Origin of the sequence: Candidatus Pelagibacter sp. HIMB1593 (assembly GCF_052047755.1) — a bacterium.
Taxonomy (GTDB): Bacteria; Pseudomonadota; Alphaproteobacteria; order Pelagibacterales; family Pelagibacteraceae; genus Pelagibacter.
The window spans coordinates 248,675-275,277 of the sequence record NZ_JBNAJK010000001.1 but is presented as its reverse complement, the minus strand read 5'-3'; the positions used below and the strand labels follow the sequence as shown (position 1 = coordinate 275,277).

37 protein-coding genes are annotated in these 26,603 nt (G+C 28.9%); 14 read left to right on the top strand and 23 right to left on the bottom strand.

Annotated elements, in window-relative coordinates; genetic code table 11:
• Positions 1-4: 4 nt before the first annotated feature.
• The 7 genes from ACTTA0_RS01490 to hspQ form a co-directional block, all read right to left on the bottom strand.
• The gene (locus ACTTA0_RS01490; protein ID WP_440675707.1) at positions 5-364 is read right to left on the bottom strand and encodes a cytochrome c-type biogenesis protein; all 360 of its coding nucleotides are present in this window, start codon (positions 362-364) and stop codon (positions 5-7) included.
• Positions 361-879 carry a DsbE family thiol:disulfide interchange protein gene (locus tag ACTTA0_RS01485; RefSeq protein WP_440619105.1) on the bottom strand — a complete coding sequence of 173 codons (519 nt, stop codon included), beginning with the start codon at positions 877-879 and terminating at the stop codon, positions 361-363. The genes ACTTA0_RS01490 and ACTTA0_RS01485 overlap by 4 nt, the downstream gene beginning before the upstream one ends.
• Positions 876-2,750 carry a heme lyase CcmF/NrfE family subunit gene (locus ACTTA0_RS01480; protein ID WP_440675706.1) on the bottom strand — a complete coding sequence of 625 codons (1,875 nt, stop codon included), beginning with the start codon at positions 2,748-2,750 and terminating at the stop codon, positions 876-878. The genes ACTTA0_RS01485 and ACTTA0_RS01480 overlap by 4 nt, the downstream gene beginning before the upstream one ends.
• Positions 2,751-3,170 (bottom strand): cytochrome c maturation protein CcmE, encoded by a 420-nt coding sequence (gene ccmE / locus ACTTA0_RS01475; RefSeq protein ID WP_262589939.1) that lies wholly within the window; start codon positions 3,168-3,170, stop codon positions 2,751-2,753.
• A 10-nt stretch (positions 3,171-3,180) separates the two neighbouring features.
• Entirely contained in the window at positions 3,181-3,408 is a 228-nt protein-coding gene (locus ACTTA0_RS01470) for a heme exporter protein CcmD (protein WP_440650833.1), read from the bottom strand.
• Positions 3,405-4,112, bottom strand: coding sequence for a heme ABC transporter permease CcmC (gene ccmC, locus ACTTA0_RS01465; RefSeq protein WP_428078967.1), 708 nt, complete (start codon positions 4,110-4,112; stop codon positions 3,405-3,407). The genes ACTTA0_RS01470 and ccmC overlap by 4 nt, the downstream gene beginning before the upstream one ends.
• 177 nt (positions 4,113-4,289) lie before the next feature.
• Positions 4,290-4,610, bottom strand: a complete 321-nt coding sequence (gene hspQ / locus ACTTA0_RS01460; protein WP_262589942.1) for a heat shock protein HspQ — start codon at positions 4,608-4,610, stop codon at positions 4,290-4,292.
• Between the two features lie 87 nt (positions 4,611-4,697).
• Between hspQ and ACTTA0_RS01455 the strand changes: the two genes are divergently transcribed.
• The gene (locus tag ACTTA0_RS01455) at positions 4,698-5,249 is read left to right on the top strand and encodes a septation protein A (RefSeq protein ID WP_440619109.1); all 552 of its coding nucleotides are present in this window, start codon (positions 4,698-4,700) and stop codon (positions 5,247-5,249) included.
• A complete protein-coding gene (locus ACTTA0_RS01450; protein WP_440613652.1) occupies positions 5,242-5,586 on the top strand; it encodes a DUF2794 domain-containing protein in 345 nt (114 codons plus the stop codon). The genes ACTTA0_RS01455 and ACTTA0_RS01450 overlap by 8 nt, the downstream gene beginning before the upstream one ends.
• 1 nt (position 5,587) lies before the next feature.
• Here ACTTA0_RS01450 and ACTTA0_RS01445 read toward each other — a convergent pair whose 3' ends face one another.
• Positions 5,588-6,349 carry a Bax inhibitor-1/YccA family protein gene (locus tag ACTTA0_RS01445; protein ID WP_262589945.1) on the bottom strand — a complete coding sequence of 254 codons (762 nt, stop codon included), beginning with the start codon at positions 6,347-6,349 and terminating at the stop codon, positions 5,588-5,590.
• A 79-nt stretch (positions 6,350-6,428) separates the two neighbouring features.
• Between ACTTA0_RS01445 and ACTTA0_RS01440 the strand changes: the two genes are divergently transcribed.
• From ACTTA0_RS01440 to ACTTA0_RS01415, 6 genes are read left to right on the top strand one after another with little or no spacing between them, the layout of a single operon-like run.
• On the top strand, positions 6,429-7,463 hold the full coding sequence (locus tag ACTTA0_RS01440; protein ID WP_440675704.1) for an aldo/keto reductase: 1,035 nt from the start codon (positions 6,429-6,431) through the stop codon (positions 7,461-7,463).
• Positions 7,454-7,963 carry an invasion associated locus B family protein gene (locus ACTTA0_RS01435; RefSeq protein ID WP_440675702.1) on the top strand — a complete coding sequence of 170 codons (510 nt, stop codon included), beginning with the start codon at positions 7,454-7,456 and terminating at the stop codon, positions 7,961-7,963. Before ACTTA0_RS01440 ends, ACTTA0_RS01435 begins: the two co-directional genes overlap by 10 nt.
• Before the next feature lie 4 nt (positions 7,964-7,967).
• Positions 7,968-9,155 (top strand): argininosuccinate synthase, encoded by a 1,188-nt coding sequence (locus tag ACTTA0_RS01430; protein WP_440675700.1) that lies wholly within the window; start codon positions 7,968-7,970, stop codon positions 9,153-9,155.
• A gap of 57 nt (positions 9,156-9,212) precedes the next feature.
• Positions 9,213-9,671 carry a hypothetical protein gene (locus ACTTA0_RS01425; RefSeq protein ID WP_262589950.1) on the top strand — a complete coding sequence of 153 codons (459 nt, stop codon included), beginning with the start codon at positions 9,213-9,215 and terminating at the stop codon, positions 9,669-9,671.
• Complete coding sequence (locus tag ACTTA0_RS01420; RefSeq protein WP_075504930.1) at positions 9,671-10,051, top strand: phosphate-starvation-inducible PsiE family protein; 381 nt, start codon at positions 9,671-9,673, stop codon at positions 10,049-10,051. Before ACTTA0_RS01425 ends, ACTTA0_RS01420 begins: the two co-directional genes overlap by 1 nt.
• Positions 10,052-10,057: 6 nt before the next feature.
• The gene (locus ACTTA0_RS01415; protein ID WP_440675698.1) at positions 10,058-11,197 is read left to right on the top strand and encodes an FAD-binding domain-containing protein; all 1,140 of its coding nucleotides are present in this window, start codon (positions 10,058-10,060) and stop codon (positions 11,195-11,197) included.
• Here ACTTA0_RS01415 and ACTTA0_RS01410 read toward each other — a convergent pair.
• Genes ACTTA0_RS01410 through ACTTA0_RS01385 form a run of 6 tightly spaced genes read right to left on the bottom strand, consistent with a single transcriptional unit; the run spans position 11,194 to position 14,276 of the window.
• Complete coding sequence (locus ACTTA0_RS01410) at positions 11,194-11,415, bottom strand: hypothetical protein (protein ID WP_428078984.1); 222 nt, start codon at positions 11,413-11,415, stop codon at positions 11,194-11,196. The two genes, ACTTA0_RS01415 and ACTTA0_RS01410, sit on opposite strands and share 4 nt — an antisense overlap.
• A complete protein-coding gene (locus tag ACTTA0_RS01405; RefSeq protein WP_262589953.1) occupies positions 11,408-11,599 on the bottom strand; it encodes a hypothetical protein in 192 nt (63 codons plus the stop codon). Before ACTTA0_RS01405 ends, ACTTA0_RS01410 begins: the two co-directional genes overlap by 8 nt.
• Positions 11,596-12,315: a type 1 glutamine amidotransferase gene (locus ACTTA0_RS01400; protein WP_440675697.1), complete on the bottom strand. Its 720-nt coding sequence runs from the start codon at positions 12,313-12,315 to the stop codon at positions 11,596-11,598. Before ACTTA0_RS01400 ends, ACTTA0_RS01405 begins: the two co-directional genes overlap by 4 nt.
• Before the next feature lie 5 nt (positions 12,316-12,320).
• The gene (locus tag ACTTA0_RS01395) at positions 12,321-12,449 is read right to left on the bottom strand and encodes a DUF2256 domain-containing protein (protein WP_262589955.1); all 129 of its coding nucleotides are present in this window, start codon (positions 12,447-12,449) and stop codon (positions 12,321-12,323) included.
• Between the two features lies 1 nt (position 12,450).
• The gene (locus ACTTA0_RS01390) at positions 12,451-12,780 is read right to left on the bottom strand and encodes a hypothetical protein (protein ID WP_440675695.1); all 330 of its coding nucleotides are present in this window, start codon (positions 12,778-12,780) and stop codon (positions 12,451-12,453) included.
• Positions 12,781-12,785: 5 nt separating this feature from the next.
• Positions 12,786-14,276, bottom strand: coding sequence for a cryptochrome/photolyase family protein (locus ACTTA0_RS01385; RefSeq protein WP_440675694.1), 1,491 nt, complete (start codon positions 14,274-14,276; stop codon positions 12,786-12,788).
• 27 nt (positions 14,277-14,303) lie between these two features.
• On the opposite strand from ACTTA0_RS01385, the gene ACTTA0_RS01380 reads away from it, so the two are divergent.
• From ACTTA0_RS01380 to ACTTA0_RS01370, 3 genes are read left to right on the top strand one after another with little or no spacing between them, the layout of a single operon-like run.
• Positions 14,304-15,014: an SDR family NAD(P)-dependent oxidoreductase gene (locus ACTTA0_RS01380; protein WP_440675693.1), complete on the top strand. Its 711-nt coding sequence runs from the start codon at positions 14,304-14,306 to the stop codon at positions 15,012-15,014.
• On the top strand, positions 14,989-16,080 hold the full coding sequence (locus ACTTA0_RS01375) for a PQQ-dependent sugar dehydrogenase (RefSeq protein WP_440675691.1): 1,092 nt from the start codon (positions 14,989-14,991) through the stop codon (positions 16,078-16,080). Before ACTTA0_RS01380 ends, ACTTA0_RS01375 begins: the two co-directional genes overlap by 26 nt.
• Positions 16,081-16,084: 4 nt before the next feature.
• Positions 16,085-17,068 (top strand): MBL fold metallo-hydrolase, encoded by a 984-nt coding sequence (locus tag ACTTA0_RS01370; protein ID WP_440675690.1) that lies wholly within the window; start codon positions 16,085-16,087, stop codon positions 17,066-17,068.
• On the opposite strand, the gene ACTTA0_RS01365 is transcribed toward ACTTA0_RS01370, so the two are convergent.
• From ACTTA0_RS01365 to hemC, 8 genes are all read right to left on the bottom strand, one after another.
• Positions 17,069-17,860, bottom strand: a complete 792-nt coding sequence (locus ACTTA0_RS01365; RefSeq protein ID WP_440672514.1) for a TauD/TfdA dioxygenase family protein — start codon at positions 17,858-17,860, stop codon at positions 17,069-17,071.
• 8 nt (positions 17,861-17,868) lie between these two features.
• Entirely contained in the window at positions 17,869-18,141 is a 273-nt protein-coding gene (locus tag ACTTA0_RS01360) for an SHOCT domain-containing protein (protein ID WP_440675688.1), read from the bottom strand.
• A gap of 3 nt (positions 18,142-18,144) precedes the next feature.
• Entirely contained in the window at positions 18,145-18,348 is a 204-nt protein-coding gene (locus tag ACTTA0_RS01355; protein WP_262589965.1) for a hypothetical protein, read from the bottom strand.
• 79 nt (positions 18,349-18,427) lie between these two features.
• On the bottom strand, positions 18,428-19,273 hold the full coding sequence (gene folD, locus ACTTA0_RS01350; RefSeq protein ID WP_440635371.1) for a bifunctional methylenetetrahydrofolate dehydrogenase/methenyltetrahydrofolate cyclohydrolase FolD: 846 nt from the start codon (positions 19,271-19,273) through the stop codon (positions 18,428-18,430).
• An 8-nt stretch (positions 19,274-19,281) separates the two neighbouring features.
• Complete coding sequence (locus tag ACTTA0_RS01345) at positions 19,282-19,572, bottom strand: YggT family protein (protein ID WP_262589968.1); 291 nt, start codon at positions 19,570-19,572, stop codon at positions 19,282-19,284.
• The gene (locus ACTTA0_RS01340; protein ID WP_262589969.1) at positions 19,569-20,654 is read right to left on the bottom strand and encodes a mechanosensitive ion channel family protein; all 1,086 of its coding nucleotides are present in this window, start codon (positions 20,652-20,654) and stop codon (positions 19,569-19,571) included. The genes ACTTA0_RS01345 and ACTTA0_RS01340 overlap by 4 nt, the downstream gene beginning before the upstream one ends.
• 2 nt (positions 20,655-20,656) lie before the next feature.
• On the bottom strand, positions 20,657-21,355 hold the full coding sequence (locus tag ACTTA0_RS01335) for a uroporphyrinogen-III synthase (RefSeq protein ID WP_440675687.1): 699 nt from the start codon (positions 21,353-21,355) through the stop codon (positions 20,657-20,659).
• 1 nt (position 21,356) lies between these two features.
• Positions 21,357-22,274 (bottom strand): hydroxymethylbilane synthase, encoded by a 918-nt coding sequence (hemC, locus tag ACTTA0_RS01330; RefSeq protein ID WP_440675685.1) that lies wholly within the window; start codon positions 22,272-22,274, stop codon positions 21,357-21,359.
• Between the two features lie 55 nt (positions 22,275-22,329).
• Between hemC and tsaD the strand changes: the two genes are divergently transcribed.
• From tsaD to acs, 3 genes are read left to right on the top strand one after another with little or no spacing between them, the layout of a single operon-like run.
• A complete protein-coding gene (gene tsaD / locus ACTTA0_RS01325) occupies positions 22,330-23,403 on the top strand; it encodes a tRNA (adenosine(37)-N6)-threonylcarbamoyltransferase complex transferase subunit TsaD (protein WP_440675684.1) in 1,074 nt (357 codons plus the stop codon).
• Positions 23,403-23,816, top strand: coding sequence for an EVE domain-containing protein (locus tag ACTTA0_RS01320; protein ID WP_440675682.1), 414 nt, complete (start codon positions 23,403-23,405; stop codon positions 23,814-23,816). The genes tsaD and ACTTA0_RS01320 overlap by 1 nt, the downstream gene beginning before the upstream one ends.
• Positions 23,817-23,829: 13 nt before the next feature.
• Positions 23,830-25,896: an acetate--CoA ligase gene (gene acs / locus ACTTA0_RS01315; RefSeq protein WP_440675680.1), complete on the top strand. Its 2,067-nt coding sequence runs from the start codon at positions 23,830-23,832 to the stop codon at positions 25,894-25,896.
• Here the strand turns inward: acs and ACTTA0_RS01310 are convergent.
• Positions 25,893-26,516: an esterase gene (locus ACTTA0_RS01310; protein ID WP_440675679.1), complete on the bottom strand. Its 624-nt coding sequence runs from the start codon at positions 26,514-26,516 to the stop codon at positions 25,893-25,895. The genes acs and ACTTA0_RS01310 overlap by 4 nt on opposite strands.
• Between the last annotated feature and the right edge of the window lie 87 nt (positions 26,517-26,603).

Below are 26,603 nucleotides of genomic sequence, written 5' to 3'. Positions count from 1 at the left end.
TGGATTAATTTTTAAATTTTAGTTTTTTGAGGATTATTGCACCTCCAAGTAAAAATATCAATATTGGCAATAACCAAAGAATATAAGTATTTTTATTTAAACCAGGATCATACAAAATCCATTCTCCGTATTTTTCTTTAAAAAAATCATAAATTTGGTTTTCAGATAATCCTTCCTCAAGTTTTTTATCAACTAAAATTTTCATGCTATTTGCAAAATCTGAATCAGAATCATACACAGATTGACCCTGACAAATTAAACACCTTAAATTTTTCGTAATCTTATTTCTTTCAATCTGATCACTAGCAAATGATATTTTTGGAATTAATAATAAAATAATTAAAGCAATTTTTAAAATTTTCATTTTATTATCGAGTTAATTTCGTTAATTAATTTTTCATTTAATGGTCCAATGTATTTTGCAACTATTTTATTTTTATGGATCAAAAAAGTTTCTGGTACACCATATGCCCCCCACTCTATTGAAATTGTACCATCTTCATCTAATAAAATTGTTTCGTATGGATTTCCTAATTTTATTAGAAAATTTTGAGCATTATTAAAATTATCTTTATAATTTAGTCCAATTAAAGTTACTTTATTGTTTTCACTTAATTTCATTAAATAAGAATGTTCTTGTCTACAGGGTACACACCACGAGGCCCATATGTTTAATAAATAAAATTTATTTGAATTAAATATTTCTGACGAATTTACATTTTCTTTGCTATCAAATTTAATACTAGAAAAACTTGGAATATCTTTTTTTATTTCTGACTTGGGAGTATAAATATTTGTATTTTGCAAACCTTTATAAAATATTAAAAAAATAATTATAAAACTTATTATTACTATTGAAGGTATTAATTTATTTTTCATATTCTCTTTTTTAAAAAACTTAATATTCCACCAATACTTAATAATAATACTGATACCCATATCCAAAGCATAAAAGGTTTGTCTTGATATCTAACATTAAAATATTCCTGATTTTGCACTAAGTTTATGACAATAAATTTATCTTTCATCAGAGTAGTTTTGATATCAGCTTCGCTAGTTACTATATTTGGCTGATTGTAAATTCTTAACTCTGGAGTCATTTTATTAATTTTTCCATCTGAAGAAATTATTTTAAAATTTGCTACTACTGAGTTGTAATTTTTTTCACTTCTCTGGTTTACATCTTCAAGTGTAATTTTAATTTTTGAGTTTTCATAACTCTGACCAATTTTAAGATTGGTAATTACTTCGCTAGAAAGTAAATTATTAAATAAAATACTTAAAATTAATAAACTAAATCCAAAGTGAGCAATAGTTTGAGAAATGTTTTTATATTTTTTTGTAAAAAAATCCCTCACAGTAATAAAAAACAAATAAAATGCACTTGAGATTAAAATAGTGTTTACAAGTAAATTTTTATCAAAATTCTTAACTATCAAATAAGATATTAAAATCGATACAAATAATAAAAATATAAAAATTTTTTTACTCTCTAAGTTAGATTTAATCCATTTCAATTGAGGTCCAATCGCCATAGCGATTAAAAATGGAATTAAGAAAGGGATAATTAGTTTATGATAAAACGGTGGACCGACTGATATTTTTTCTGAAGAGATTACATCTAAAAAAATTGGATAAACTGTACCAATTAAAACCACAGATAAGAAATACATCATGAACCAATTATTCAATATAATTGCACTTTCTTTACTTACCCAAAAAAGATTTATTGAATTCTTTTGATCCTCTTTATGAAAAAAGAAAAAAATAAATAAAGAAATAAAAATTAAAACAAACAAAAATATTAATATAAATAGACCTCTTTCAGGGTCGTTTGCAAAAGTATGAACTGAATTAAGGATACCTGATCTAACTAAGAAAGTTCCACACATACTAAGTGTAAATGTAGCGATAGATAAAATTATAACCCAAGAAGTTAAAATCGATTTTTTCTCTAAAACCAATATACAATGTAACAATGTGGTTAATGCCAACCAAGGCATAAGAGATACATTTTCAACTGGATCCCAAAACCAAAATCCTCCCCAACCAAGTTCATAATATGCCCAAATAGAACCTAATAAAATTCCTAAAGTCAAAAATATCCATGAAGCTAAAGTCCATTTTTTTATATGAGTTGCCCAGCTTCCCGAAACCATTTTTAAAGTTGTGGCTGCTAATGCGGAAGAAAATATTATTGATGAACCAACATAGCCTAAATATAAAATAGGTGGATGAATTGCTAATGCTGGATCTTGCAATATTGGATTTAAACCTAAACCTTCTTCAGGAATTGGGAAAAAGTAATTAAATGGATTAGAAGTTTTTAGTAAAAAAACAAAAAAACCAATAATTATAATCTGCTGAAATATTGTTGTTAGAGTTTTGTATTTTATTGATTGATTATTTGTTCTTAATAAAAAAATAAAAATAAATAATGTTAAAACCAACAACCACAATAACAAACTACCTTCATGATTTCCCCATGTTCCCGTAATTTTGTAAAATAAAGGTTTAGTAGTATGAGAATTATTAAATACAGTTTCATTACTAAAATCTGAAACTACAAAAGATAAAACTAAACCAAAAAAACTAATAACAACAAAAAATAATTGTAAAAATGATAATGATAATATTTTAGTATCCAAAATTTCTGAATTTCTAAAATTTTGAACAGAAAAATAAATCAAAATTGAACCACTAATTAATCCTAAAATTAGTGCGTAATATCCAACAACGCTATAAATCAATTAATTTTCCTCCAATGCAGCTTTAACCTCTGGTGGCATATAATTTTCATCATGCTTCGCTAAAATCTTTGTTGCTGAAAAGAAATTTCTGTCCTTCAAAACACCTTCGGCTACAACTCCCTTTCCTTCTTCAAATAAATTTGGGACAGCGCCTGAATAAGTAACATTAATCTCATTTTTAAAATCTGTAATAATAAAATTCACTTCATTAGAATTCATACTAATAGAATTTTTTTTAACCATTCCACCTACTCTGATTTTATTATTTGTCAGCTCAGTTAATGACTTAATCTCTGAAGGAGATTGAAAATAAACTACGTTTTCTTCTAAAGATTTTAGAACCAAAAAAACAGTTAATATTAAAATTAATAAAATAGTCGAAACAAATAGAAATCTTAACTTAACTTTTCGACCATACATCGATCAAAAATTAGTTGTTTGTTGCGTCAGCTAAAATTTCTTTATTTATTCTTTGTGATTTTGCAGAATTAGCTTGTTCAGTGTTAAGTGATCCAAATTTAGCAACAAATTTATTTTGTTCTCTAATAAATTGAACTTTTGTTACTAAATATAAACTTAGGAAACTTAATAAAGTAAAACCAAATGCAGATAACACGTATACTGCATATCCATTCATAAATAATAAGTCGTTAATCATAGTCTATCTAAACCTTTGTTTTTAATTTTTATCAGTTCTGTATTATATTTCATTAAGAAAATTAACAACGAAAATAGAGCAAATGCCGCAGTCATTATCAATAATGGATAAAGCATTGATGAATGAATTGAGCTTTTAGACAAGATATTTATTGAGGCAGGTTGATGAAGTGTATTCCACCAATCAACCGAGTACTTAATTATTGGCACATTAATAATTCCAAGAATAGTGATAAAAGTTGAAATTTTAAAAACTTTTTCTTCATTTTCATAAATTCTCCAAGAGATTAAGTATAGAGCATAAAATAGAGCTAAAATTAACATCGAAGTAATTCTCGCATCCCAGGCCCACCATGTACCCCAAGTAGGTTTCCCCCAAATAGAACCTGTTACCAAAGCAATTATGTTAAAAACAAAACCTGAAGGTGCTAAACTTTTGGATATTAAAAAAAAATTTTTGTTTTTAAAAATAAATCCTGAAATTGACAAAACAGTTATCGAAGAAAAAATTCCAAGAGAAATCCATGCAGCAGGAACATGAACATACATAATTCTAACAGCATCACTCTGCTTGTAATCTTCTGGAGACAATATGAGTGCTTCAACTAATCCAACAGATAAGACGACAACAAATAAAAATAAAACATATTTTGGTGCCTTCGAAGTAATTTGAAAAATTTTATTTGGCTCTAGAAGTTTAAACATATCTGTAATTTAAGGATTTATTTTAAAAATACTATTGAGAAAAATTATCTGATCAAGAATGAAGAGGGGGAGATAATAAAGAAAGATTAACTTTTAACACTCTTGATCAGAATATGAATAATTTTTATAGAATTAGTGTGGCCTAGATTGGAAATAAATGTGTTTGAATAATGATAGCTAATTAGAAAGCTTGAAATAACTTGAGCCTTTTTTACCTGAAAAAATTTCCTCAATTAATGGATGTTTAATAGGCTCGTCTGAATCGTCCATCAGAAGATTTTGTTCTGAAACATAGGCTTCGTAAGTAATTTCATCATTTTCAGCAAGTAAATGATAAAAAGGCTGATCTTTTCTTGGTCTAACATTTTTTGGAATAGACTGATACCATTCCTCAGAATTGTTAAACTCGAAATCTACATCATAAATAACACCTCTAAATTCGAAGTGCTTGTGTTTAACAATATCTCCAATTGAAAATTTAGCTTTTTGGATTGCCATGATAGTTAGTATGGGTATTTAAAAATAAAAATCAATGTAAAAAATATTAATGTTTTGTGATGTGGCAAATATGTTAATATCTTTTAAGTGAATAAATCTTTTTTAAAATTTGTTACTGATTTTGGACCTCTAGCAATATTTTTTTTCTATTATTACAATAGTGGGAAAAATTTATCAGTAGCAATTCCTCCCTTAATAGTTGCAACTATTATTGCATTAGCTGTTGTTTGGTTTTTTGAAAAAAAAATACCACCGATGCCTTTGTTAAGTGGAATTTTAATAACTTTTTTTGGAGGTCTCACTATCTACTTTAATGATCCAATATTTATTTATGTAAAACCAACAATAATAAATATCATGTTTGCTTTGGCTTTATATTTTGGAAAATACTTTACGAAAGAACCAGTGCTTAAAAAAGTTATGGGTAAATCAATACCTTTGTCAGATATCGGATGGGAAATTTTAAATCGAAGATGGATGTTTTTTTTCTTTGGTCTTGCATTATTAAATGAATTTGTTTGGAGAACACAAACTGAAGAATTTTGGGTCAATTTTAAAGTATGGGGAATGCTTCCAATAACAATAGTGTTTACTGGATTTCAGGTACCTTTAATAAATAAACATAAAATTGATGCGTAATAACTTAAGATTAGTTGTAAACAATCCACATAACAAAATAGAGGAAAAACAATTTTTTGAAAAAGATGAGCTTAAAATAATTTTAGATCTCTATGCTAAGATGGTTTCTGAAGGTTCTTGGAAAGATTATGGTCTCAACATTTCAAGCAAACAAGTTAGCTTTAGTGTATTTAGGAATGCAGCAGAAAATGCACTATACAAAATCTGTAAAAATTTTAAGCCAAAAAATAAAAATTTAAAATATTTAATCACAGATACAAGCGGTAAGATTTTAAAAAATTCTTACGAACTTAAGTCTTTACTTAAAAATACTAATTGGAAGAAACTTCAAAAATAAATTATCGTCTTTGACCAAAAAGTCTTAACAACATTATAAATAGATTAATAAAGTCTAAGTATAATGTTAAAGCACCCATTACTGCTTTTTTTCCAACGATTTCACCAGAGTCACTTGCAACATACATGTTTTTAATTTTTTGAGTATCATAAGCAGTTAAACCTACGAAAATTAAAACACCTAAAATTGAAATTACAAAGTACATCATTGAAGACTTTAGGAAAATATTAACGATTGATGCAATAATTATACCAATCAATCCCATCATTAAAAATGATCCAAACTTAGTTAAATCTCTTTTAGTTGTATAACCATAAATACTCATCGCTCCAAAAGTTGCTGAAGTTATGAAGAACACTCTAGTAACACTTAAGCCAGTATAAACTAATAAGATTGAAGACAATGAAAGTCCCATTAAAGCTGCAAACACCCAAAATGTTGTTTGAGCTTTTGAAGCACTCATCTTATTAATTCCAAAACTCATGTAAAAAACGATACCTAAAGGAGCCAACATTACTAACCATTTAAGTCCTGACAAATAAATTGCATTCCCCATTTGTGTTAATCCAACAATTGCTCCTGATTGATCAGTCACGACTGACATCTTAAATGTTATTAATGCAATGATCCCTGTTAACAACACACCTGTTGCCATATAGTTGTAAACTTTTAACATGTAGGCTCTTAAGCCTTCATCCATTACAGCTGCAGTTTGTTGCGCTGCTTTTGCTCTGTTTAATATTCCGTTTTTATCAAATTCCATAATATGCTACATATAATAGTCTTTTAATAATTATTCAAGACACCTTAAAAGATTAATAAAAAGTTAACATAAAACATTAATGAATTACAAAAAATTGGGAAATACCGATCTTGATGTAAGTACAATTTGTCTCGGTACAATGACTTGGGGAGAACAAAATACTCCAGATGAAGCATTTGAACAAATGGACTTTGCTTTAAGCAATGGAGTAAATTTTTGGGACACAGCTGAATTGTATGCAGTTCCTCCTCGTAAAGAAACTTATGGAGACACTGAAGAAATAATTGGTAATTGGTTTGAAAAAACAAAAAAAAGAAAAGAAGTTATTTTAGCTACAAAAGTTGCTGGTCCAGCAAGAGATTATTTAAGAAATGGAGAAAATAGTTTTACAGGTCCAAACTTAGAGTCGGCTTTGAACAATAGTCTCAAAAGACTTAAAACAGATTATATTGATTTATATCAACTGCATTGGCCAGAAAGAAATGTAAATAATTTTGGAAGACTTGGTTATGTTCATAAAGAAAATGAATGGAATAAATTTGAAGATGTTCTTGGGGAATTAGATAAATATATTAAAGCTGGGAAAATAAGATACGTTGGTCTTTCAAACGAAACTCCTTGGGGAGCGTTAAATTATTTACAGCTATCAAAAGATAAAAATTTACCAAGAATGATGTCTATTCAAAATCCATACAGCTTACTAAATAGATCTTATGAAGTGGGATTAGCCGAGGTTTCTATTAGAGAAAAAATTGGATGCCTTGCATATTCACCGCTAGCAAGTGGATACTTAACGGGAAAGTACAGAAATAAAAATTTTCCTAAAGGATCAAGAATGGAAAGAGACTTTGATTTTTGGACAAGATATAGAAAACCTAACACAGAGGCTGCAGTAGAACTTTATTTTAAAATCTGTGAGAAACACAATTTAAATATGACTCAAATGTCTATTAAATTCTGTGAAATTCAAGAATTTATGACAAGTGTAATTATAGGTGCAACTACAATGGAGCAGTTGAAATCAGATATAGAAAGTGTAAATGTAAATTTATCTAATGATGTCATTGAAGAAATCAATCAAGTTCAAACAATTTATCCAAACCCATGTCCTTAATTAAAAAAATATTAATTTTATCAACTATACTTATCTTAAGTTCAAATCATCTATTTGCACAGGAAGTAAAAAAAATTGGTAATTACAAAGATTGGGAGGCAATGGTGGCATATGAACCTGATGGCAAAGTATGTTTTGCTCAATCAGTACCTGTACTTCAAGCACCAAAATCAAACAAAAGAGATGCAAAATTATTTGTAACTTTTAGACCAGAAGAAAATATTTCAAATGAAGTAAGTGTTACTCCTGGATATGAATTTAATAACAAGAATTCTGTTATTGCAGCATCTGGAAAGAACAAATTTAAGTTTGATATAATGCAACAAGGATTTGCATGGATTGCTGATAACAAAATTGAAGTAAAAATGATTAGTAGAATGAAGAAGGGATCAAGAATAATGATTACTGGATACAATCAAAATGGATCCCAAACAATTGATCATTATTCTTTGCTTGGATTTACCAAAGCGTACAATGCATCAAAAAAAGCTTGCACATAATTAAATGAAATCAAAAAATAAAATTGTACTTGCCTACTCAGGCGGTTTAGATACATCCATAATTTTAAAATGGCTTCAAGAAAATTATAACGCTCAAGTAATTTGTTACACTGCTGATGTTGGTCAAGAAATTGATAGAAAAAAAATTTTTAAGAATGCGAAAAAATTTGGTGTCAAAAATATTATTATCCAAGATTTAAAAGATGTTTTTGTAAAAGATTACGTTTATCCAATGATTAGAGGACATGCAATTTATGAAGGCGTGTATCTTTTGGGGACTTCTATTGCTAGACCATTGATTGCCAAAGACCAAATAAGAGTTGCTAAAAAATTTAAAGCTAATGCAGTTTCACATGGTGCTACAGGAAAAGGAAATGACCAAGTAAGATTTGAATTAGGCTATCATTACTTTGGACCAAAAATAAAAATTATTGCTCCATGGAGAATTTGGAAATTAAAATCAAGAACTGATTTAATTAACTATGCGAAAAAACATGGGATACCAATACCAAAAGATAAAAAAGGCGCTCCACCTTTTTCAGTAGATGATAATTTATTTCATACATCAACTGAAGGGAAAGTGTTAGAAAATCCAAAAAATTCTGCGCCAGAATTTATTTACCAAAGAACAGTTTCTCCTGAAAGAGCTCCAAACAAGCCTTCATTTATTACCATCAATTTTAAAAATGGAGATCCCTTTGCAATTAATGGAAAAAAAATGTCTCCTTCTAAACTATTAGAAAAGCTGAACAATGTTGCTGGAAAAAATGGAATAGGAAGAGTTGATTTAGTTGAAAATAGATTTATTGGAATAAAATCTCGAGGGGTATACGAAACACCAGGTGGAACTTTATTAATTCATGCACATAGAGCAATCGAATCCGTAACTTTAGATAAAGAAACAATGCATAAAAAAGATCAGATTATGCCAAGATATGCTGAACTTATCTATAATGGTTATTGGTATTCAAAAGAAAGATTTAAACTTCAAAAAATTGTAGACCTTAAAAGAAACAAAGTTAATGGCTCAGTAAAACTTAAACTTTATAAAGGAAATGTAATAATCGAGTCTCGAATAACAAATAGTTCTGCCTACTCTATGAAAAAAGTTTCCTTTGAAGAAAACAAAACATTTAATAAATCTAATGTTGAAAGATTTATTAATTTTCATAAGAAAAAACTACGTTCTTAATTAAATTTAGGTCAATTTAACATTTGTTAAAACTTCTTAAAACTGTATCGTGAAATTATGGATTCATTAAAAAATTGGATGAAAGATGCTGCAAATATTTTATTTGACGACAGTAAAAACGACCTTCGAGCTCTTCCAAAAACTGTAAGATTACAAATTCTTTTAGTTCTAAGTTTTATTTGGACTACGGTTTTCAGTTTATATGTATTCTCATACACAACATTTGCATTTGGTTGGGCAGGTCTTTATGTGGCGCATGTAGGATTAATTTTTGCTGTGTATATGACTTTTAAACAATTTCATAAAGCAGAGGAAAGATCTAGCAGTGTATTTGAAACTAAAAATTTTGACCCATTTAAGATTATGGTAATTGTTTTTGTGATAGTATTTATATTTGTTTTTTCAAAAGGTATTGAAGTATTAACTAGTCCTAACCCAAGTTCTTATTCAATTCCTTATGATGGGCCGTCAAAATCAGTTTTTGAAAAATGGCTTCCATTTAGTAAAGATAAATAATGGACAAGATAGCAAAAAACTTACAACTAGCTTTGATGGTTATTATCTTAATCAGCACAGTTATTGCAGTTGGAATTGAGATGAAAAATATGTTCTTAAATCAATCTGTAACATTAGCTGATCTACTATTAATGTTTCTTTATCTAGAGGTCCTGGCGATGGTTAGAGTTTTTTGGAACCAACAATCAATTAGTATTACCCTTCCACTGCTTATTGCGATTACTGCTCTTGCACGATTTATTATTTTACAAGGAAAAGAAATGGATCCTACTGCACTTGTTTATGAAGCGGTCGCGATTTTATTAATTGCTGGAGCAATTGTTGTCTTAAGATTGAGACATAGTGATAAATTGGGTCTCAAGAAAAAAAAATCAAAATAATTTAAAATGATGTTTGAAGCTTCAAGGGCTAAGGCCTTAAATCAATTAAATAATTTTATCGATAACGGTCTTGCAGATTATTCTAAATTAAGAAATTTTGATTTTGGTCCTGAAAAAAGATCTAATATATCATGCTTATCTCCATACATAACACACGGAATTATAAACGAAAAAGAAGTCATCCAGAAAACTCTAAGCAAATTTTCTTTTTCAAAAAATGAAAAATTTATTCAAGAAGTTTTATGGAGAACTTATTGGAAAGGTTGGCTAGAGCTAAGACCAAATGTTTGGGCAGATTATCTTATTGAATTAAATCAAATAAAAAAAGAACTTCAAAATAATAAAAATTATCTCTCAGCAATTGAGGGAAAAACAGATATTGAATGCTTCAATGAGTGGGTTAACGATCTAAAAGAAAACAATTATTTGCATAATCACACAAGAATGTGGTTTGCTAGTATTTGGATTTTTACTTTAGAATTACCTTGGCAATTAGGTGCTGAATTTTTCATGAAACATCTTTATGATGGAGACGCTGCATCAAATACTCTAGGATGGCGATGGGTTGCAGGTGTTCAAACTCAAGGCAAACACTATCTTGCTAGTGAATGGAATATTAAAAAATTCACTAACAATAGATTCCAAAACATAAAATTGAATGAAAATGCTCCTCCGAAAATTTCAGAAAAATCTTATCAAATAATAAAACAAGATTTTACTAACCCACAAAATATTGAAGAAAAAAATCTTTTAATTTTTGATAATAATCTCTCATTTGAAATCACTGACTTTAAAGAAAAAAACTTTAAGAAAATTTACTTAGTTTCTAACAAAAATGAAAATAGATCTATTAAACTCAGTGAAAAATTAGTGAAATTTAAATCTCAGTTAATAGAAGACCAAGGACAAAGATTAAAAAATCAATCTATTGATTTTCAGTTAATTGATATAAGTGAAGTGACAAACATTGAAAATTGTTATGGTTTGTATCCAACAGTTGGTGAAAATTTAGACTACTTAAACTCGAATGATATAAATGTGAGTTTTTTATACAGGAGCCTTGATCAGTTAGCTTGGCAATATTGTAATAAAGGTTTTTTTAATTTTAAAAATTATATTCCTAAAATTGTTTCAACCTTGAGCTAAAACCATCGAATCATACCTATAATTCCAGCAGTCGCATAGAAGAATTGAAGTAAAAGAATTCCTTTGTGGCCGCCCCTGTAAGCCCAAATTCCAATTAAAATAGCTGACAAAAGCAACAAACAAAATCCAAAAAATTCTATTCCTATATTTAAAGCCACAAATAAAGAATATAATATTGCTGTAATAACCCCTGCCCATTCAAAAATTTTATTATTCATAATTTTTATATATCTCTTCACGCTCACTTTTATTCATACCCTTTGTTTTTTCTAAAAATTCATTTCTTAACTCTCTTGTTTTAAAAATGTAAAAACAAACTGTATCTTTGCTGTGGTAGATTGCTTTAAGTTCATCATCTATATCGTTTAACTCATTAGGTATTTCAGTCTTTATGCAAATCATAAAAGTTTTTTAAAATTATTGTAAAGCATTGTAGAATAATTGTTCATGTCATTCATATTATCTTTTGCTGATTGATCAAACTTTTTTAAAGCATCACTCCCAAGCTGATCCTCTAAAGCTTTCTTGTATTCAGGTACACATCCCCATTCATTGACTGTTGTATCTTTTATTTCTATATGAAATTGAATTCCGTAAGCGTGGTTTTGATATTTAAATATTTGATATTTAGTAATCGGTGAAGAAGCCAATAAAGTTATATCATTGTTTTTTTCAATTCCTTGGACCTCATAAGAATGCCATTGTAAACTTTTTATTTTATTAGGAAATTGTGAAAACAAATTATCGTTTTCTTTTTCTTTCGAAAAATCAATATCCATAATACCAATTTCTGGAGGATTTGATTTCACAACTTTACCACCCACTACCTCTCCTAATAATTGGCAACCCAAACAAAAACCTAAATAAGGTTTTTTTAAATCTACAACAAATTCTTTAATTTTTTTCTTTTCTTCAATTAACCATGGATATTCTTTTTCCATGTAGGTATCCATCGGTCCTCCCATACAAAACATTCCATCAAAATTACTAAGATCCTCTGGTATTTTTTCACCTTCGTCTAACTCTATTGTGGTTAAATTAAATCCATCTGATAGCATTAAATCTTTAATGTAGCCTGGATCTTCTATTTTAATATGTTGTAGTACAATTATATTCACTATGATTAACTTAGCTTAGAACACTTCTTGGAACAATATTTTACTCTATCCCAATTAAGTTTCCATTTTTTTCGCCACGTAAATGGTCTTTTACATACAGGACATATTTTTGAGGGTAAGTTTTGTTTTTTCAATTTAATATTCTTTAAAATTTTTATTCCAAAGATCTAAAGCTTCATCCCAATTTGGAATATGATCGCTTTCATAACCATATGTAGAACCTGTTGCAATTGATCTAAAATTTCTCATTGCTTTTGAGTGCTCAGTTCCATTTAAATATTTAACCATCAGCTTTCTATCTTTCCAAGCTGTTAAAGTATGCTGGTATCCGTTAAATGGCTTCGTTTCACAAAATATGTTTCCTTCAGCTTTTTGTGCTGCCCTAAAAGATGGGATTGCTAACAACCAAAATCTTAATTTTGAAAAAAAATTTTTTGGCTTTAAACCAGTAATGGCAATATACATAAAGTTTAGTTTGTATTTTGTTTAATAAATTTATCAGCCTCTGATAAAATCATTTTTTTTCTCTCATCTTTCATTTTATCAAAAATTCTAACCATCATTGATAGTCTTGGATTTTTTAAAAAGAATTTTCTGTTCCGATCTATGAATCTCCAATAAAGACCATCCATGGTGTTGCACCAATCACCTTTCTTAAAGTCCATCATTTTCATAAAATATGCAGATCCGCAAATATATGGTTTAGTCGCAAAAATCCCTCCATCACTAAACAATCCCATTCCATAAACATTCGGAACCATTACCCAATCTGATGAGTCTACAAACATCTCCATAAACCACTTATAAACAATTGTAGGCTTTATCTCACAGAGGTTCATAATATTGGATAAGATCATTAATCTTTCAATGTGATGTGACCAGCCATTATTGACTGCATTTTTAATCGCATAATCTAATGGTGGAAGACCAGTAGTACCCTCATACCATGAACTTTTCATTTTTCTATTCTGTTTAAAAAAATTTCCTGTTTCCATTTCATGCGAGTAGGACTGGTAAATTCCACGCATAAATTCTCTCCATCCAATTACCTGACGCACATAACCCTCTAAGGAATTTATTCTAATTTTATTTTTTTTATGAAAATCTAAAATTTTTTGGATTACAAGTTCAGGTGTTATTATGCCTAAATTGATATAAGGACTTAAAGCGCTATGAAAAAGAATATTATCTTTTTGATCAACAGCATCCTCATAATCACCAAATAGATTAGATTTTTCTTTTATAAAAAAGTTTAAAAGTTTAACTACATCGTCATATTCAGTAGCAAACCAAAAATTCTCTGTACTCCCTGGATGGTTTTTAAATTCCTTCTCAATAATAGGCTTCAATTTTTTTGTGTGACTAGTTTCATTAATTTTTGGAAATTTAGGAATTAATATATCTTTTGGTAATTTATTTCTGTTATCTTCATCAAAACTCCATTTACCTCCGATTGGATTACCATCTGACCCCATCAATATTCCAGATTTTTTTCTAACATCCTTGTAGAAAGTTGCCATAAAAGGTTTTTTTGATTTTGATAGATAATTTTTAAAATCTTCTCTAGAATTTAAAAACATTGGTGTTTGAATTACATTCCAATTAATTTTTTCTTTTTTTAAAAATTGAGAAATTTTTTTTTCAAAAAATTTATCCTCTACCTCGAAACTAGAAATTTCTTTTATTTTTTTTTGAGTAATAATTTTTTTTAACTTTTTTAAATAATCATCATGAAACTCTTTGTCTTCAATTTTGACATGGTCTAATTTAAATTTATTTTTCTTCAACTCATCAGCATAAGATCGCATTGATGATAAAAATAATAAAATTTTCTGTTTATGATGCTTTTCATAGGTGCATAAACCCTTGTCTTCGGCCATAAAAAATAAATGGTCTTTTTTGAAGCGGTCAATGTATTTTGTTGGAAATAATTGATTGCCAAGTATAAAAAATAACTTCATATTTAAATATAACTAATAAAAATTTTTATGTCAGAAAAATATCTTATTTTTGGTGCAACTGGCTCGATTGGATCTAGTTTAGCAGAACAATTAAAAAATTCAGGAAATGATATTCATTTAGTTGCAAGAAATGAAATTGAACTTGCTCCAATTGTAGAAAAGCTTGGGTGCTCACATACTGTTGCGGATGTTTTGGAGGATGGATTTATAGAAAAAGTTAAATCAGATATTTCTGAAATAAAAGGATTTGCCTACTGTGTAGGATCCATAGACTTAAAGCCACTTAGAATGATTAATGAACGAGATTTTCAAAAATGTATGAAACTTAATCTTTATTCTGCTGTTGAAGCTATCAAGGGATATCAAGAAACTTTAAAAAAAAATAAAGGTTCAATTGTAATGTTTTCAACTGTTGCCGCACAAAGAGGTTTCACCAATCATGCAATTATAGCGTCAGCAAAGGCAGCTGTTGAAGGTCTGACTGTTTCTTTAGCTGCAGAATTTGCTCCAAACATAAGAGTAAATTGTGTGGCACCAAGTTTAACAAAATCTAAAATTGCTGAACCAATGTTAAAAAATGCTGCTTTAGCAGAAGGTATTGCAAAAGCTCATCCATTAAAAAGATTAGGGGAAGGAAAAGATTCAGCATCACTTGCTAAATTTTTACTTACAGAAGATAGTTCTTGGATCACTGGTCAAGTTATAGCTGTAGATGGTGGTAGATCTAAACTTTCATAAAGTGAAAAAATTTATTTTTATATTTTTTTTTATTTTAATTTCTACAACAGCAAATTCTAAAAATTATAATTTTGAAAAATTAGGGTCTTTTAGTGAACCATGGGGTTCAAGTTTCATTAATAGTGAAGAATTAATTGTTACAGAAAAAGGTGGCAAAATTAAAATAATAAACATTGTTTCAAAAAATATTTCTGAAGTTGAACATAATTTAAACTATTTTGTTCACGGTCAAGGTGGTCTTTTAGATATTATTCATAAAGATAAAAAATTATGGATTTCATATTCAGAAAATAGAGGAGACTGGAAAACAAGTACCTCAATTGCAAAAGCAGATTTAAATAAGAATTATTTAAATTTTAAGAATATATTTCAAGCAAATCCACCAATTGAGTCTGGATATCATTTTGGATCGAGACTTGCTATCAAGGAAAATTACTTATTTGCTTCTGCAGGTGAAAGAGGCTTGAATATGATTGCTCAAGATCCAACTCAACATCCGGGCAGTATTATTAGAGTTAATTTAGATGGAAGTATTCCAAAAGATAACCCTAAGTTTGAAGGTAAGCCAGATTGGCTTCCAGAGATATACCAGATAGGAGTTAGAAATCCTCAGGGTTTAACTTTTTCAGAATTTGATGGAAAAATTTATATGAGCAATCATGGAGCAAGAGGTGGTGATTGGTTCGGAGAGGCCAAAAAAGGAGAAAATTATGGTTGGAAAATTTTAGGATGGGGAGGAACAAATTACTCAGGTACTAAAATTGGTCCAAAATGGAAACCAGGATTTACAAAAGCCATTCGATATTGGGTTCCATCAATCGCTGCAAGTGCCATTAAAATTTATAAAGGTAAAGAGTTTGAAGAATGGAATGGTCATGCATTAATTACTTCTCTTAAAGATAAATCTTTAAGAAAATTAATATTTTCAAACACATCTGAAATCCAAGAGGAAATTATTTTTAAGGATAAAATTGGGAGAATTAGAGACATACAAGTTCACCCTATTGATGGGAAAATTTACTTTTTAGCTGGAGATGATTTGTGGCTAATGGAAAAAAATAATTAATGTAATGAAAGAGAAACCTTATCACCATTTATCAGATGGAACTTTTCGAAATCCTAAAGGTTCGCCTGTTGTGATATCTAGGTCGGGTAAATTTTCTTATAGAACTTTCAGTAAACTAAGAAAAAAAATTAGTCTTAATTTTTCAAATGAACATGTTGTCGAAAAAGAAAAAGTTAAATCTGATTTAGAAAAATACAAAGATGGTGATTACATTGCCTGGATTGGGCACGCTACTTATTTAATTAAATTAGGTAATACAACAATTATTACTGATCCTGTTTTTTCAAAAAATGCAGGTCCGTTAATATTTGGACCAAAAAGATTTACTAAACCTGCTTTAGATCTAAACGAAATTCCAAAAACAGATTTATTTTTATTAACTCACAATCATTATGATCATCAAGATATGTCAACTATCAGAAATTTTCCATACAAGGATGCAAAAGTGTTGGTTCCACTTAACCTTGGAAAATATTTTAAGAATTACAAAGATGTAAATGAAATGGATTGGTATGATCATAAAAATATTAATAGTGATTTAAAAGTAACCTTGCTACCGGCAGTTCATTGGTCAAAAAGGAGCCTAACAGACACAAACAAAACTTTGTGGGGAAATTTTTTAATTGAATATAAAAATAGGAAAATTTTATTTGCATGCGATACTGGTTATGGAAATATTTATAAAGAATTAGGGGAAAAATATGGTCCAATTGATCTTACTATGATCAACATTGGAGCCTATAATTTTAAACCAATGTTCGATAAAACCATTTATCACACAACTCCAGAAGAAGCTTTAAATGTAGCAAAAGATCTTAAAAGCAAAAAAGTATTAGGAATGCATTGGGGGACTTTTGTTTTATCTTTAGAGCCAATTATGGAACCACCAATTCGATTTAAAGATAATGCAGAAAATTATGGATTTAAAAGAGAAGATGCAATTACATTTAATATTGGTGAGGTAAAATCCTTAAACGAATTATTATAACTACAATATAGTTATTCTATGCATAATTCTATTGCCTTTAAAAGGGGTAGCTTGGTGGAGCATGGATCTATTGTCCCAAATAGCTAACTGATCTTTTTCCCATTCTAATGAGTATTGAAATTTTTTTTTAACTTGGTGCTTAAATAATTGTTTTTTAACTTTTTCAGAATTTTTTAAATTTGGAGAAAATCCTACAAGATGTCCGGGACTGCAATAAATCGTATTTTTAGAGTTTATTTTTTTTATAATTTTATGAATAGATTTTAATTCATCAATCTTTCTACCCTTCTCTTTTACTCTTTCTCTTGTAGTAACTGAAATTGGTCCTTCAGAAGAGTACCTTCCCTTCACTTTTAATAATTTATTTTTTATTGATTTAGGCAAATAATCATAAGCTAAGTATTGAGAGGAAAATTCAGTATTTGCTCTACCCTTTTTAGGAACTAGTTTAGAATAAAGCATTGTAAATCTAGGTGGTTTTTTTGTGTAAATTGAGTCTGTGTGAAACTGTTCTCCAAAACTAGGTCCTTTATCTGTTGCTTTTCTTTGAACGACAGTAATTTGTTTATATTTCTTACTTAATCCTTTTAGTCTTGGATATTTTGCTAATTTACCAAAATGTTTAGCAAACGCTATATAATGTGAAGAATTTAGTTTTTGTCTTCTAAAAAAAATCATACCATAAAGTTCGAGTGCTTTAAAAAAAAATTTAAAATCTTTTTTAGAAATTTTTTTAACGTTACCAGTAATTTCTGCCCCAATATTTTTTTTATTGGGAATTATCTTAAACATGTCTAAATTTAATTATTCAGTAATTTACTTTTAGCTTTCTCAAACTCTTCTTGGGTAAGAGCTCCATTTTTGTACAACTCATTTAATTTAGAAATTTCAGAGCTTAAATCGTTACTATTTGAGAGTCTATTTACTGTTTCAGAGCCTGTTTCTGTTTCCTCAGGTTTATTGGGTCGATTATCAACTTTAGCCTTAAAACCCTTCATGATTGCAGAACCACCTAGGTAAAAAACAAATCCTAGAATTGGAACTGCTAAAGCAAAAAAAATAATTTTTTCCATTAATTAATCCTCATCCTCATCTCTCCAACCTTTTTCATACATCAAATATCCAGCTAAGATAACAGAAAAAACTCCAGCAATCATTCCAAAATCAAAACCAACTTGTTTGTTATATAAATACCAACCCAATTGAGTGGCTCCAATTGGAACTGCAGTTAATAAAATCATTATAATTGCAATCCTGTATTCGTATTTGGGTTTTTTCATCAAAACGAGCTTATCAAATACAACAGTAATTAAATCAGTTTAAATATCCTTGAGACAATTAAACTTATATAAAAAGTCTTTATTTTTGTGATCTTTTAAAACACTCAATTGTGTTTTTTAATAAACAAGCGATAGTCATTGGTCCCACACCGCCTGGAACTGGGGTTAAAGCTTTTGCATTTTTTGAAACATCTTCAAAATCAACATCTCCAACAATACCTTTATCAGTTTTATTGATACCAACATCAATTACTATTGCATCTTTTTTAACCCAATCTCCTTTTACAAGTTCGGGTATTCCAACTGCTGCAACAATTATATCAGCTTCTAAACATTCAGCTTTTAGATCTTTAGTTTTTGAATGGGTAATTGTTACAGTACAATTTTCTTTCAAGAGTAGTTGAGTCATTGGTTTTCCATTTAAATTTGATCTACCAACTACTACTGCTTTTTTTCCACTTAAATTTGGTTCAATTTTTTTAATTAACAAATAACAGCCTAGAGGCGTACAGGGAACTGAACTTTCATAACCTGATGAAAGATTACCAACATTCATTGGATGAAAACCATCTACATCTTTGGAAGGATCGATGGCCTCAATTACTTTTTGCTTATCTATATGTTTTGGTAACGGCAATTGAACTAAAATTCCTGATACTGTTTCATCTTTATTTAATTCTTCAATTTTTTCTAAAACAGTTTTTTCTTCAACACTATCTGGATATTTAATTACTTCCGATTTTAACCCTACTTCATTTGCTGATTTTTCTTTATTACGAACATAAATTTGGCTTGGAGTAAGATCTCCAATTAATATCACAGTTAAACCTGGGACTTTATTGTATTTAGATTTAAGTCCTGATACTTCTTGTTTTAATTCTTCTCTTAATTCAGCTGCAGCTTTTTTTCCGTCAATTAAAATCATTTTACTTTCTAAAAAATTATTGGTGCAATGTAGAGCTTCATACACATTTCAATAAACCAAATCAATAGAAGAAGAATGATTGGTGAAATATCTAGTGATCCTAAATTGGGTAAAAAACGTCTAATTTTATTAAGTATTGGCTCAGTTAATTTATAAGTAAGCTCTAAAATTGAATAAACAAATCTATTTTGAGTATTTAAAACATTAAATGCTATCAACCAGCTTATAACTACATTTGCTATTACAACATAAGAATACAATTTTAAAATCTGTAAAACTAAATAAAAAATTGCTATCATTTTTTCTCAACATAAATTGACTGACTTGGGAAAGCAAAAGAGGCCTTATTTTTTTCTACAATCTGCTTAATTTCAATTGCTAATCTCTCTTTAACTTCTAGTGAATTACTCCAACTATTTGAATTCGTAAAACATCTTACCAATAAATCTATTGAACTATCAGAAAACTTCTCAATTCTAACCGCAACCCCAGTTGATTGATTAAAGTCTTCACTGTTGTTTATATAACTTTCAATTTCCTCTCTTATTTTTTTTAATTGATCAATCGTAGAGTCGTACTGCAATGTAATTATCCATCTAATTCTCCAATTAGATGTTTCGCTAACATTAACTACAGCATTTTCTGCAAATTGAAAATTAGGAATAATCGCTAAAGATTTGTCAAACTTTCTTATAGTTGTTGATCTAAAACCAATTTTTTCAACTGTACCTTCAATGATCCCATCAACTGCAATCCAATCTCCAATTTTAAATCTTTTTTCAACTAATACTAAAATTCCTGAAATTAAATTTTTAAATAAATCTTGTGCTCCAAGCGCAACAGCAACCCCAAACAAACCAAGACCAGCAATAATTGGTCCTATCTTAATCCCCCATAATTCTAGTACCGCAGCTAATCCTAAAATAAATATTAAAATCTTAAGCGATTTAATTATCCATCCAATAAGCTCTCTTGTTAAAAGTTTATCTAGTCCACTTAAAATATATGAAATGGGTTCTATAATTTGATGAATGACCCAAAAAATTAGTATCGTAATTAACGTTCTATTAATTGTATCAACTACTTCTCTACCCTCTGTTGAAAAGGTCATGTAGTAACTCGCGATAAAGAAACCTAATACAATTGGTAAAAATCTAGCTGGACCAATTAATGACTGAACAAAAGTATCATCTAATTTGTTTGTTGTTCTTTTTGAGATAATTTCTAATTTTTTTATAATTAATTTACTAATTAATCCTCTAAAGACTAAAAAAAGTAAGAATATACCTATTCCAATTAAAATTTGAAAAATATCAACACCAAGTATTCCTTTATTCCAAACAGATAAAAATATTTCAGAAAAATTATTTATTAATTCCATACCTAAATTTTATATAACAAAAACTCTTCTTCTCCAGGATTAAAAAGAAATATCTTTTTCCATTTGATTTCATTCAATATTGACGAGGTTTTTTCACCTATACACATCAAGTTTGTATTCATCCAAAAGTTTTCTGTTTGATAGATTTTTATAAAATTCAAGAAACTAGAGGCACTGTTTTGAGAATAAACATAAACAATATCTGGTATATTCCGCTTTAATTCATTAACAAAATTTTCATCAAATTTTTCAGTATGATTTACTTTATAATTAATAATACGTTTAACTGCATACCCTTCTTTTAATAGTTGTTGATCTAAATCAGTTGTTATGATCTCGCCACTTATATAAAGAAGTGGAGTTTCTTTTAGTTCATAATTTTGTAGAATTAATTCTTTAAGATTTGAAACATTCCCTTCTGCAGCAATTGTATTTTGAAAGCCTAAACTTCTAGCTTTTTTTTCTGTAGCACTACCAACACAAAAACAAATTAATTTTTTATTTAAATTTTCTAAATTTAAATTTTTTACAGCATTAGAACTTGTAAAAATTAAACCACCATAATCACCAGAGTTAATTTCTTCATGTTGAACTTTTTGAACATTTATTAATGGTAGGTGAGATACTTTATGATCTAAAGATTGAAACTTAACTATCATTTCTGAACAGTCTTCTATAGGTCTAGTTAACAAAATATGCATTTTACTTTTTATATGAATTATTTGATTTAATTTTTAAAGTGTTACCAACTTCTGTTCCAATTTCTTTAAACATATCAATATTACCAGATTTTTTTTCATAAAATATTTGAGAACCATCTAATGAGAATAGTTCAGCTTCAACTGTAATTTTATCCCCTTCTATAATTGAATGAGCACCTATTGCGGTTTCGCAGTCACCTTCCAATACCTTTAAAATGTTTCTCTCTGTGTGAGCTCTCATATAAGTATCTTTGTGATTTATTTTTTCCAAAACTTTTATAATTTCATCATCGTCGTCTCTACACTGTAAAGCAATAATACCTTGGCCTGCACTTGGAATAATTTGATCTGTCGAAAAAATTTCAGAAATTTCATTATCTAAATTTAAATATTTCATACCTGCATAAGATAAAACTATTGCATCATAAATACCTTCCTTTAGTTTTTTGATTCTAGTATCTACATTTCCTCTTATTAATTTACAGTTAACATCAGATCTTATTTTTTTAATTTGAAATTCCCTTCTATAAGATGAGGTTCCTACTATTGCATTTTGTTGTAATTCCTTAATATTTTTTTTGTCAGTTGTTATTAAAATTTCTCTTGGATCTGTCCTTTCTAAAAATGAATTTGTTCTAAGTCCAATAGTTTCAATTGCTGGCATATCTTTTAATGCATGGACGGCTATATCAATTTTTTTTTCTTTCAGTTCTTTTTCTATCGTACTAGAAAATAAACCCTTACCACCGACCTCTGACAATCTTCGATCCTGAATTTGATCACCTTTTGTAGTTATTGTTTGAATGACAATCCGATCATCTGGCAAGTCTAAAGCTTCAATAATTTTATCTTTAGCTTTTTTCGCATAAAGCAAAGCCAATTTACTTCCTCTTGAGCCTATTATAATTTTTCTATTCATTAAAAATTTATTTCTTACTTGTATTGAGATTGTACAATTATTAAAAACTATTTGAATGAGTAAAAAACCCTTAATTCTTGGAATAGAAACTAGCTGTGATGAAACTGCAGCATCTATAATAACTGAAAATGACAAAGGAATTCCAACAGTTTTATCCAATATTGTTTCTGGTCAGGTTGATGTTCACAAAGAATTTGGGGGAGTAGTTCCCGAACTAGCCGCAAGATCACATATAGAAAAAATAGATTGGATTGTTGAAAAAGCAATTTCAGATAGCGGAAAAAAAATTGAAGAAATTGATGCTGTTGCTTCAACTGCTGGACCAGGTTTAATTGTTTGTTTGTCAGTTGGTTTAAGTTTTGGAAAAGCTTTTGCAAGCGCAATTAATAAACCTTTTATAGCAGTTAACCATCTTGAGGGTCATGCGTTAAGTCCTAAGATAAATTCTCATTTAAATTATCCCTATCTATTATTATTAATTTCAGGAGGTCACTCACAATATTTAAGTGTTCAAGGTCTTGGAAAATATAAAAGATTAGGAACAACTATTGATGACGCATTAGGTGAAGCATTTGATAAAACAGCTAAACTTTTAGGAATTGAATTTCCTGGTGGACCACAAATCGAAGTTTTGGCAAAAAAAGGAGATCCTGAAAAATATGATTTGCCTAAACCAATTTTTAATAAAGGTGGATGTAATTTATCTTTTGCAGGATTAAAAACTGCAATTTTAAAAATTTCAAAAACTATAAAAACAGATCAAGAAAAATTTGACTTAGCAGCCTCTTTTCAGAAAACTGTTGAAGAAATTCTTAATAAAAAAACAAAGATAGCATTTGAAGAATTTGAAAAAGAAAATAAATCAAAAGAAAAAGTTTTTGTAGTTGCTGGTGGTGTTGCTGCTAACAAAAAAATTAGATCTATGTTAATTAATTTATGTGAGGCTAACAATTATAAAAGTATATTTCCACCAATAGAACTTTGTGGGGATAATGCTGCAATGATTGCAATGGTAGGTTTAGAAAAATATAAATTAAATGAATTTAATACTTTAGATTACCCAGCAAAACCTAGATGGCCTTTAGATGAAAAAGCTGCATTTTTAAAAGGTGCGGGAGTACAATTATAATGAATTATTGGTTATTAAAATCTGAACCAGATGTTTGGTCCATTGAGCAACAAATTAAGGCTGGCAAAAAAGGTGCACCTTGGGATGGTGTTAGAAATTATCAAGCAGCAAACAATCTAAAAAGTATGAGGAAGGGTGATCTATGTTTTTTTTATCACTCTAATATTGGTAAAGAAGTGGTTGGGATAGTAAAAGTAATTAAAGAACACTATTTAGATAAAACTGATAAGACTGGAAGATTTGTTGCAGTAACAGTCCAATTTAAAAGTAAGTTCTCTAAACCAGTGACCCTTGAAAATATCAAAAAAAATAAGGATTTAAGCGATTTAGCGCTTATTAAACAAAGTAGACTTTCAGTAATGCCAATTGATGATAAAAGCTGGAAAATTATAAATAACATGAGTAAAATTTAAAAAAAAATAATCCATGCCAAAAAAAAAGAAAAAAGCTAAATCTAAAAAAAAAACTAAAGTAAGAAAGAAAACTGCAGTTAAGAAAAAAACTAAAGTTAAAAGAAAAAAATCAAAAAAAATTTTAAAACAAAGTGAAAATCCTGCTCCTGAATTAATTATAAAAACTAAACCTGAGTGGATCAAAAGTAGTTTGGCCAACAAAAGTAAATACGAGCAAAAATATTCTCAATCTATAAAAAATAACGATGAATTTTGGAAAAAAGAAGGAAAAAGAATTACTTGGATTAAACCTTATAAAAAAATTAAAGATGTTAAATACAGTTCTAAAGAAGTAAAAATTAAATGGTTTGAAGATGGAACACTAAATGCATCTGCAAACTGTATCGATAGACATCTAAAAGATAAAAAAGATAAAACAGCAATAATATGGGTTGGTGATGATCCAAAAGATAGTCAAAAAATTAGTTACAAACAGCTTCATCAAAAAGTTTCTAAAGCTGCAAATGGTTTAAAAAAATTAGGTATTAAAAAGGGAGATAGAGTTACAATTTATCTTACAATGATACCAGAGCTTGCTATTTTAATGTTAGCGTGTGTTAGAATTGGTGCAGTCCACTCAATTATTTTTGGAGGTTTTTCAGCAGACTCGATTTCTGGAAGAGTGAATGACTGTGAGTCTGAATATATAATTACAGCAGATGAAGGTGTTAGAGGTGGAAAAACTATTCCATTAAAAGAAACAACTGATGAAGCATTAGAGAGCTGTCCTAATGTAAAAAAATGTATCGTTGTTAAACGTACAGGAAATTCAATTAGTTGGAATTATGATAGAGATGTTTGGTATCATGATTTAATTAAAGATGTTCCTTCTCAGTGTGAGCCAGAGGAAATGAACGCAGAAGATCCTTTATTTATTTTATACACATCTGGTTCAACTGGAAAACCAAAGGGAGTTTTACATACAACAGGTGGATACATGGTGTATGCATCAATGACTCATCAATATATTTTTAATTACAAACCAAAAGATATTTATTGGTGTACTGCTGATATTGGTTGGGTAACAGGTCACAGTTATATTATCTATGGTCCTCTTTCGAACGGTGCAACAACTATAATGTTTGAGGGAATACCAAACTATCCTGATAGTTCTAGATGGTGGCAAATAGTAGATAAATACAAAGTAAATACTTTTTATACTGCACCCACTGCAATCAGAGCTCTAATGAGAGAAGGTGATAAGCCTGTAAAAAAAACATCTAGAAAATCTTTAAAGTTACTTGGAACTGTTGGTGAACCAATAAATCCAGAAGCTTGGATGTGGTATTACAAAACAGTAGGAAATTCTAAGTGCCCAATTGTAGATACATGGTGGCAGACAGAAACAGGAGGGATATTAATTGCCCCTCAAACAGGTGCTATTCCTTTAAAACCTGGCTCTGCTACAAAACCATTTTATGGAATTAAGCCTATGTTGGTTGATAAATCAGGCAAAGAGATAAAAGGACCTGGAGAAGGAAGACTTTGTATAGCGCAATCATGGCCTGGACAAATGAGAACAGTATATGGGGATCATCAAAGATTTATTGATACTTATTTTTCTCAGTTTGAGGGCAAATATTTTACGGGTGACGGATGTCGAAGAGACAAGGATGGATATTATTGGATTACAGGTCGGGTAGATGATGTAATTATTGTATCAGGACACAACTTGGGTACTGCTGAAATTGAAAGTGCATTTGTAGCTCATCCAAAGGTAGCAGAAGCGGCAGTTGTAGGTTACCCACATGATATTAAAGGTAATGGACTATATTGTTATGTAACATTAAATGCTGGTGAAAGAGAAACTGGTGAACTCGAAAGAGATCTAAAGCTATGGGTTAGAAAACAAATTGGTCCACTTGCTACACCTGACTTAATTCATTTTACTCCGGGACTTCCAAAAACAAGGTCTGGAAAAATAATGAGAAGAATTTTAAGAAAAATTGCTGCTAATGAACATGGTCAATTGGGAGATACAACTACATTAGCCGATCCTAGTGTTGTAGATAGTTTAGTTGAAAACAGAAAAAATATTTAAAACTGTATTCTGTCTTTAAATTCTTTTTTAATAACATCCCATTTTAAAATAACAGAATTTAAAACTATTTTTCGATCAAGAGTTTTTAATTCATCTGCTATTGGTGCCCATTTATACATTGCTAAAGCACTTGGATTGAAAGGACGATCATTGTGATACTTCTCCCAATCAATTTTAATTAGTCTTTCATCAAATTCTTTTTTCGCGTCTTCAATAATATTTAAGGGCATGTTATTTGTTGTCTCATCATCTAAAATTTTTAAAAAAATTTCTTTAGCTTTGTCTAGTTCATTAAAACTAGAATGAACTTTTAAATATGAAAAAGTAAAGAAAGTTAAATCTTGAAGAGCAACAGAATAAATGTTCCATTTGGCTTCATTTACAGATTTCATAAATTCATCATTATCAAAATGAAGAACATATCTTGTCCCCATTCTAGTTTTTAAATAACTATAAAGTGTAACTTGAGATACCCATGCAGATTTTGTTTGAATAAACTCTTCTAACTCATCTAAAGTTTTAATTTTTGTTTTAGGAATAAAAGCTTTAAACAAGGAAAAAAAATAAACTTTGAAATCACTTAAAGATAAATCTTTCCAACTTAATTTTTTTTTACTCATAAAAAGTTAATTTTATTGAAAATAAATGAAAAAATTAACCTAATACGGCTAATTTTACACTTTTATTCTCTTTCATAATGGTTATGG

Coding starts and splice junctions, on each gene's coding strand:
- ACTTA0_RS01490 (WP_440675707.1), bottom strand. CDS start 364: ATGAAAATTTTAAAAATTGCTTTAATTATTTTATTATTAATTCCAAAA.
- ACTTA0_RS01485 (WP_440619105.1), bottom strand. CDS start 879: ATGAAAAATAAATTAATACCTTCAATAGTAATAATAAGTTTTATAATT.
- ccmE (WP_262589939.1), bottom strand. CDS start 3,170: ATGTATGGTCGAAAAGTTAAGTTAAGATTTCTATTTGTTTCGACTATT.
- ACTTA0_RS01470 (WP_440650833.1), bottom strand. CDS start 3,408: ATGATTAACGACTTATTATTTATGAATGGATATGCAGTATACGTGTTA.
- ccmC (WP_428078967.1), bottom strand. CDS start 4,112: ATGTTTAAACTTCTAGAGCCAAATAAAATTTTTCAAATTACTTCGAAG.
- hspQ (WP_262589942.1), bottom strand. CDS start 4,610: ATGGCAATCCAAAAAGCTAAATTTTCAATTGGAGATATTGTTAAACAC.
- ACTTA0_RS01450 (WP_440613652.1), top strand. CDS start 5,242: ATGCGTAATAACTTAAGATTAGTTGTAAACAATCCACATAACAAAATA.
- ACTTA0_RS01445 (WP_262589945.1), bottom strand. CDS start 6,349: ATGGAATTTGATAAAAACGGAATATTAAACAGAGCAAAAGCAGCGCAA.
- ACTTA0_RS01440 (WP_440675704.1), top strand. CDS start 6,429: ATGAATTACAAAAAATTGGGAAATACCGATCTTGATGTAAGTACAATT.
- ACTTA0_RS01435 (WP_440675702.1), top strand. CDS start 7,454: ATGTCCTTAATTAAAAAAATATTAATTTTATCAACTATACTTATCTTA.
- ACTTA0_RS01430 (WP_440675700.1), top strand. CDS start 7,968: ATGAAATCAAAAAATAAAATTGTACTTGCCTACTCAGGCGGTTTAGAT.
- ACTTA0_RS01425 (WP_262589950.1), top strand. CDS start 9,213: ATGGATTCATTAAAAAATTGGATGAAAGATGCTGCAAATATTTTATTT.
- ACTTA0_RS01420 (WP_075504930.1), top strand. CDS start 9,671: ATGGACAAGATAGCAAAAAACTTACAACTAGCTTTGATGGTTATTATC.
- ACTTA0_RS01415 (WP_440675698.1), top strand. CDS start 10,058: ATGATGTTTGAAGCTTCAAGGGCTAAGGCCTTAAATCAATTAAATAAT.
- ACTTA0_RS01410 (WP_428078984.1), bottom strand. CDS start 11,415: ATGAATAATAAAATTTTTGAATGGGCAGGGGTTATTACAGCAATATTA.
- ACTTA0_RS01405 (WP_262589953.1), bottom strand. CDS start 11,599: ATGATTTGCATAAAGACTGAAATACCTAATGAGTTAAACGATATAGAT.
- ACTTA0_RS01390 (WP_440675695.1), bottom strand. CDS start 12,780: ATGTATATTGCCATTACTGGTTTAAAGCCAAAAAATTTTTTTTCAAAA.
- ACTTA0_RS01385 (WP_440675694.1), bottom strand. CDS start 14,276: ATGAAGTTATTTTTTATACTTGGCAATCAATTATTTCCAACAAAATAC.
- ACTTA0_RS01380 (WP_440675693.1), top strand. CDS start 14,304: ATGTCAGAAAAATATCTTATTTTTGGTGCAACTGGCTCGATTGGATCT.
- ACTTA0_RS01375 (WP_440675691.1), top strand. CDS start 14,989: ATGGTGGTAGATCTAAACTTTCATAAAGTGAAAAAATTTATTTTTATA.
- ACTTA0_RS01370 (WP_440675690.1), top strand. CDS start 16,085: ATGAAAGAGAAACCTTATCACCATTTATCAGATGGAACTTTTCGAAAT.
- ACTTA0_RS01365 (WP_440672514.1), bottom strand. CDS start 17,860: ATGTTTAAGATAATTCCCAATAAAAAAAATATTGGGGCAGAAATTACT.
- ACTTA0_RS01360 (WP_440675688.1), bottom strand. CDS start 18,141: ATGGAAAAAATTATTTTTTTTGCTTTAGCAGTTCCAATTCTAGGATTT.
- ACTTA0_RS01355 (WP_262589965.1), bottom strand. CDS start 18,348: ATGAAAAAACCCAAATACGAATACAGGATTGCAATTATAATGATTTTA.
- folD (WP_440635371.1), bottom strand. CDS start 19,273: ATGATTTTAATTGACGGAAAAAAAGCTGCAGCTGAATTAAGAGAAGAA.
- ACTTA0_RS01345 (WP_262589968.1), bottom strand. CDS start 19,572: ATGATAGCAATTTTTTATTTAGTTTTACAGATTTTAAAATTGTATTCT.
- ACTTA0_RS01340 (WP_262589969.1), bottom strand. CDS start 20,654: ATGGAATTAATAAATAATTTTTCTGAAATATTTTTATCTGTTTGGAAT.
- ACTTA0_RS01335 (WP_440675687.1), bottom strand. CDS start 21,355: ATGCATATTTTGTTAACTAGACCTATAGAAGACTGTTCAGAAATGATA.
- hemC (WP_440675685.1), bottom strand. CDS start 22,274: ATGAATAGAAAAATTATAATAGGCTCAAGAGGAAGTAAATTGGCTTTG.
- tsaD (WP_440675684.1), top strand. CDS start 22,330: ATGAGTAAAAAACCCTTAATTCTTGGAATAGAAACTAGCTGTGATGAA.
- ACTTA0_RS01320 (WP_440675682.1), top strand. CDS start 23,403: ATGAATTATTGGTTATTAAAATCTGAACCAGATGTTTGGTCCATTGAG.
- acs (WP_440675680.1), top strand. CDS start 23,830: ATGCCAAAAAAAAAGAAAAAAGCTAAATCTAAAAAAAAAACTAAAGTA.
- ACTTA0_RS01310 (WP_440675679.1), bottom strand. CDS start 26,516: ATGAGTAAAAAAAAATTAAGTTGGAAAGATTTATCTTTAAGTGATTTC.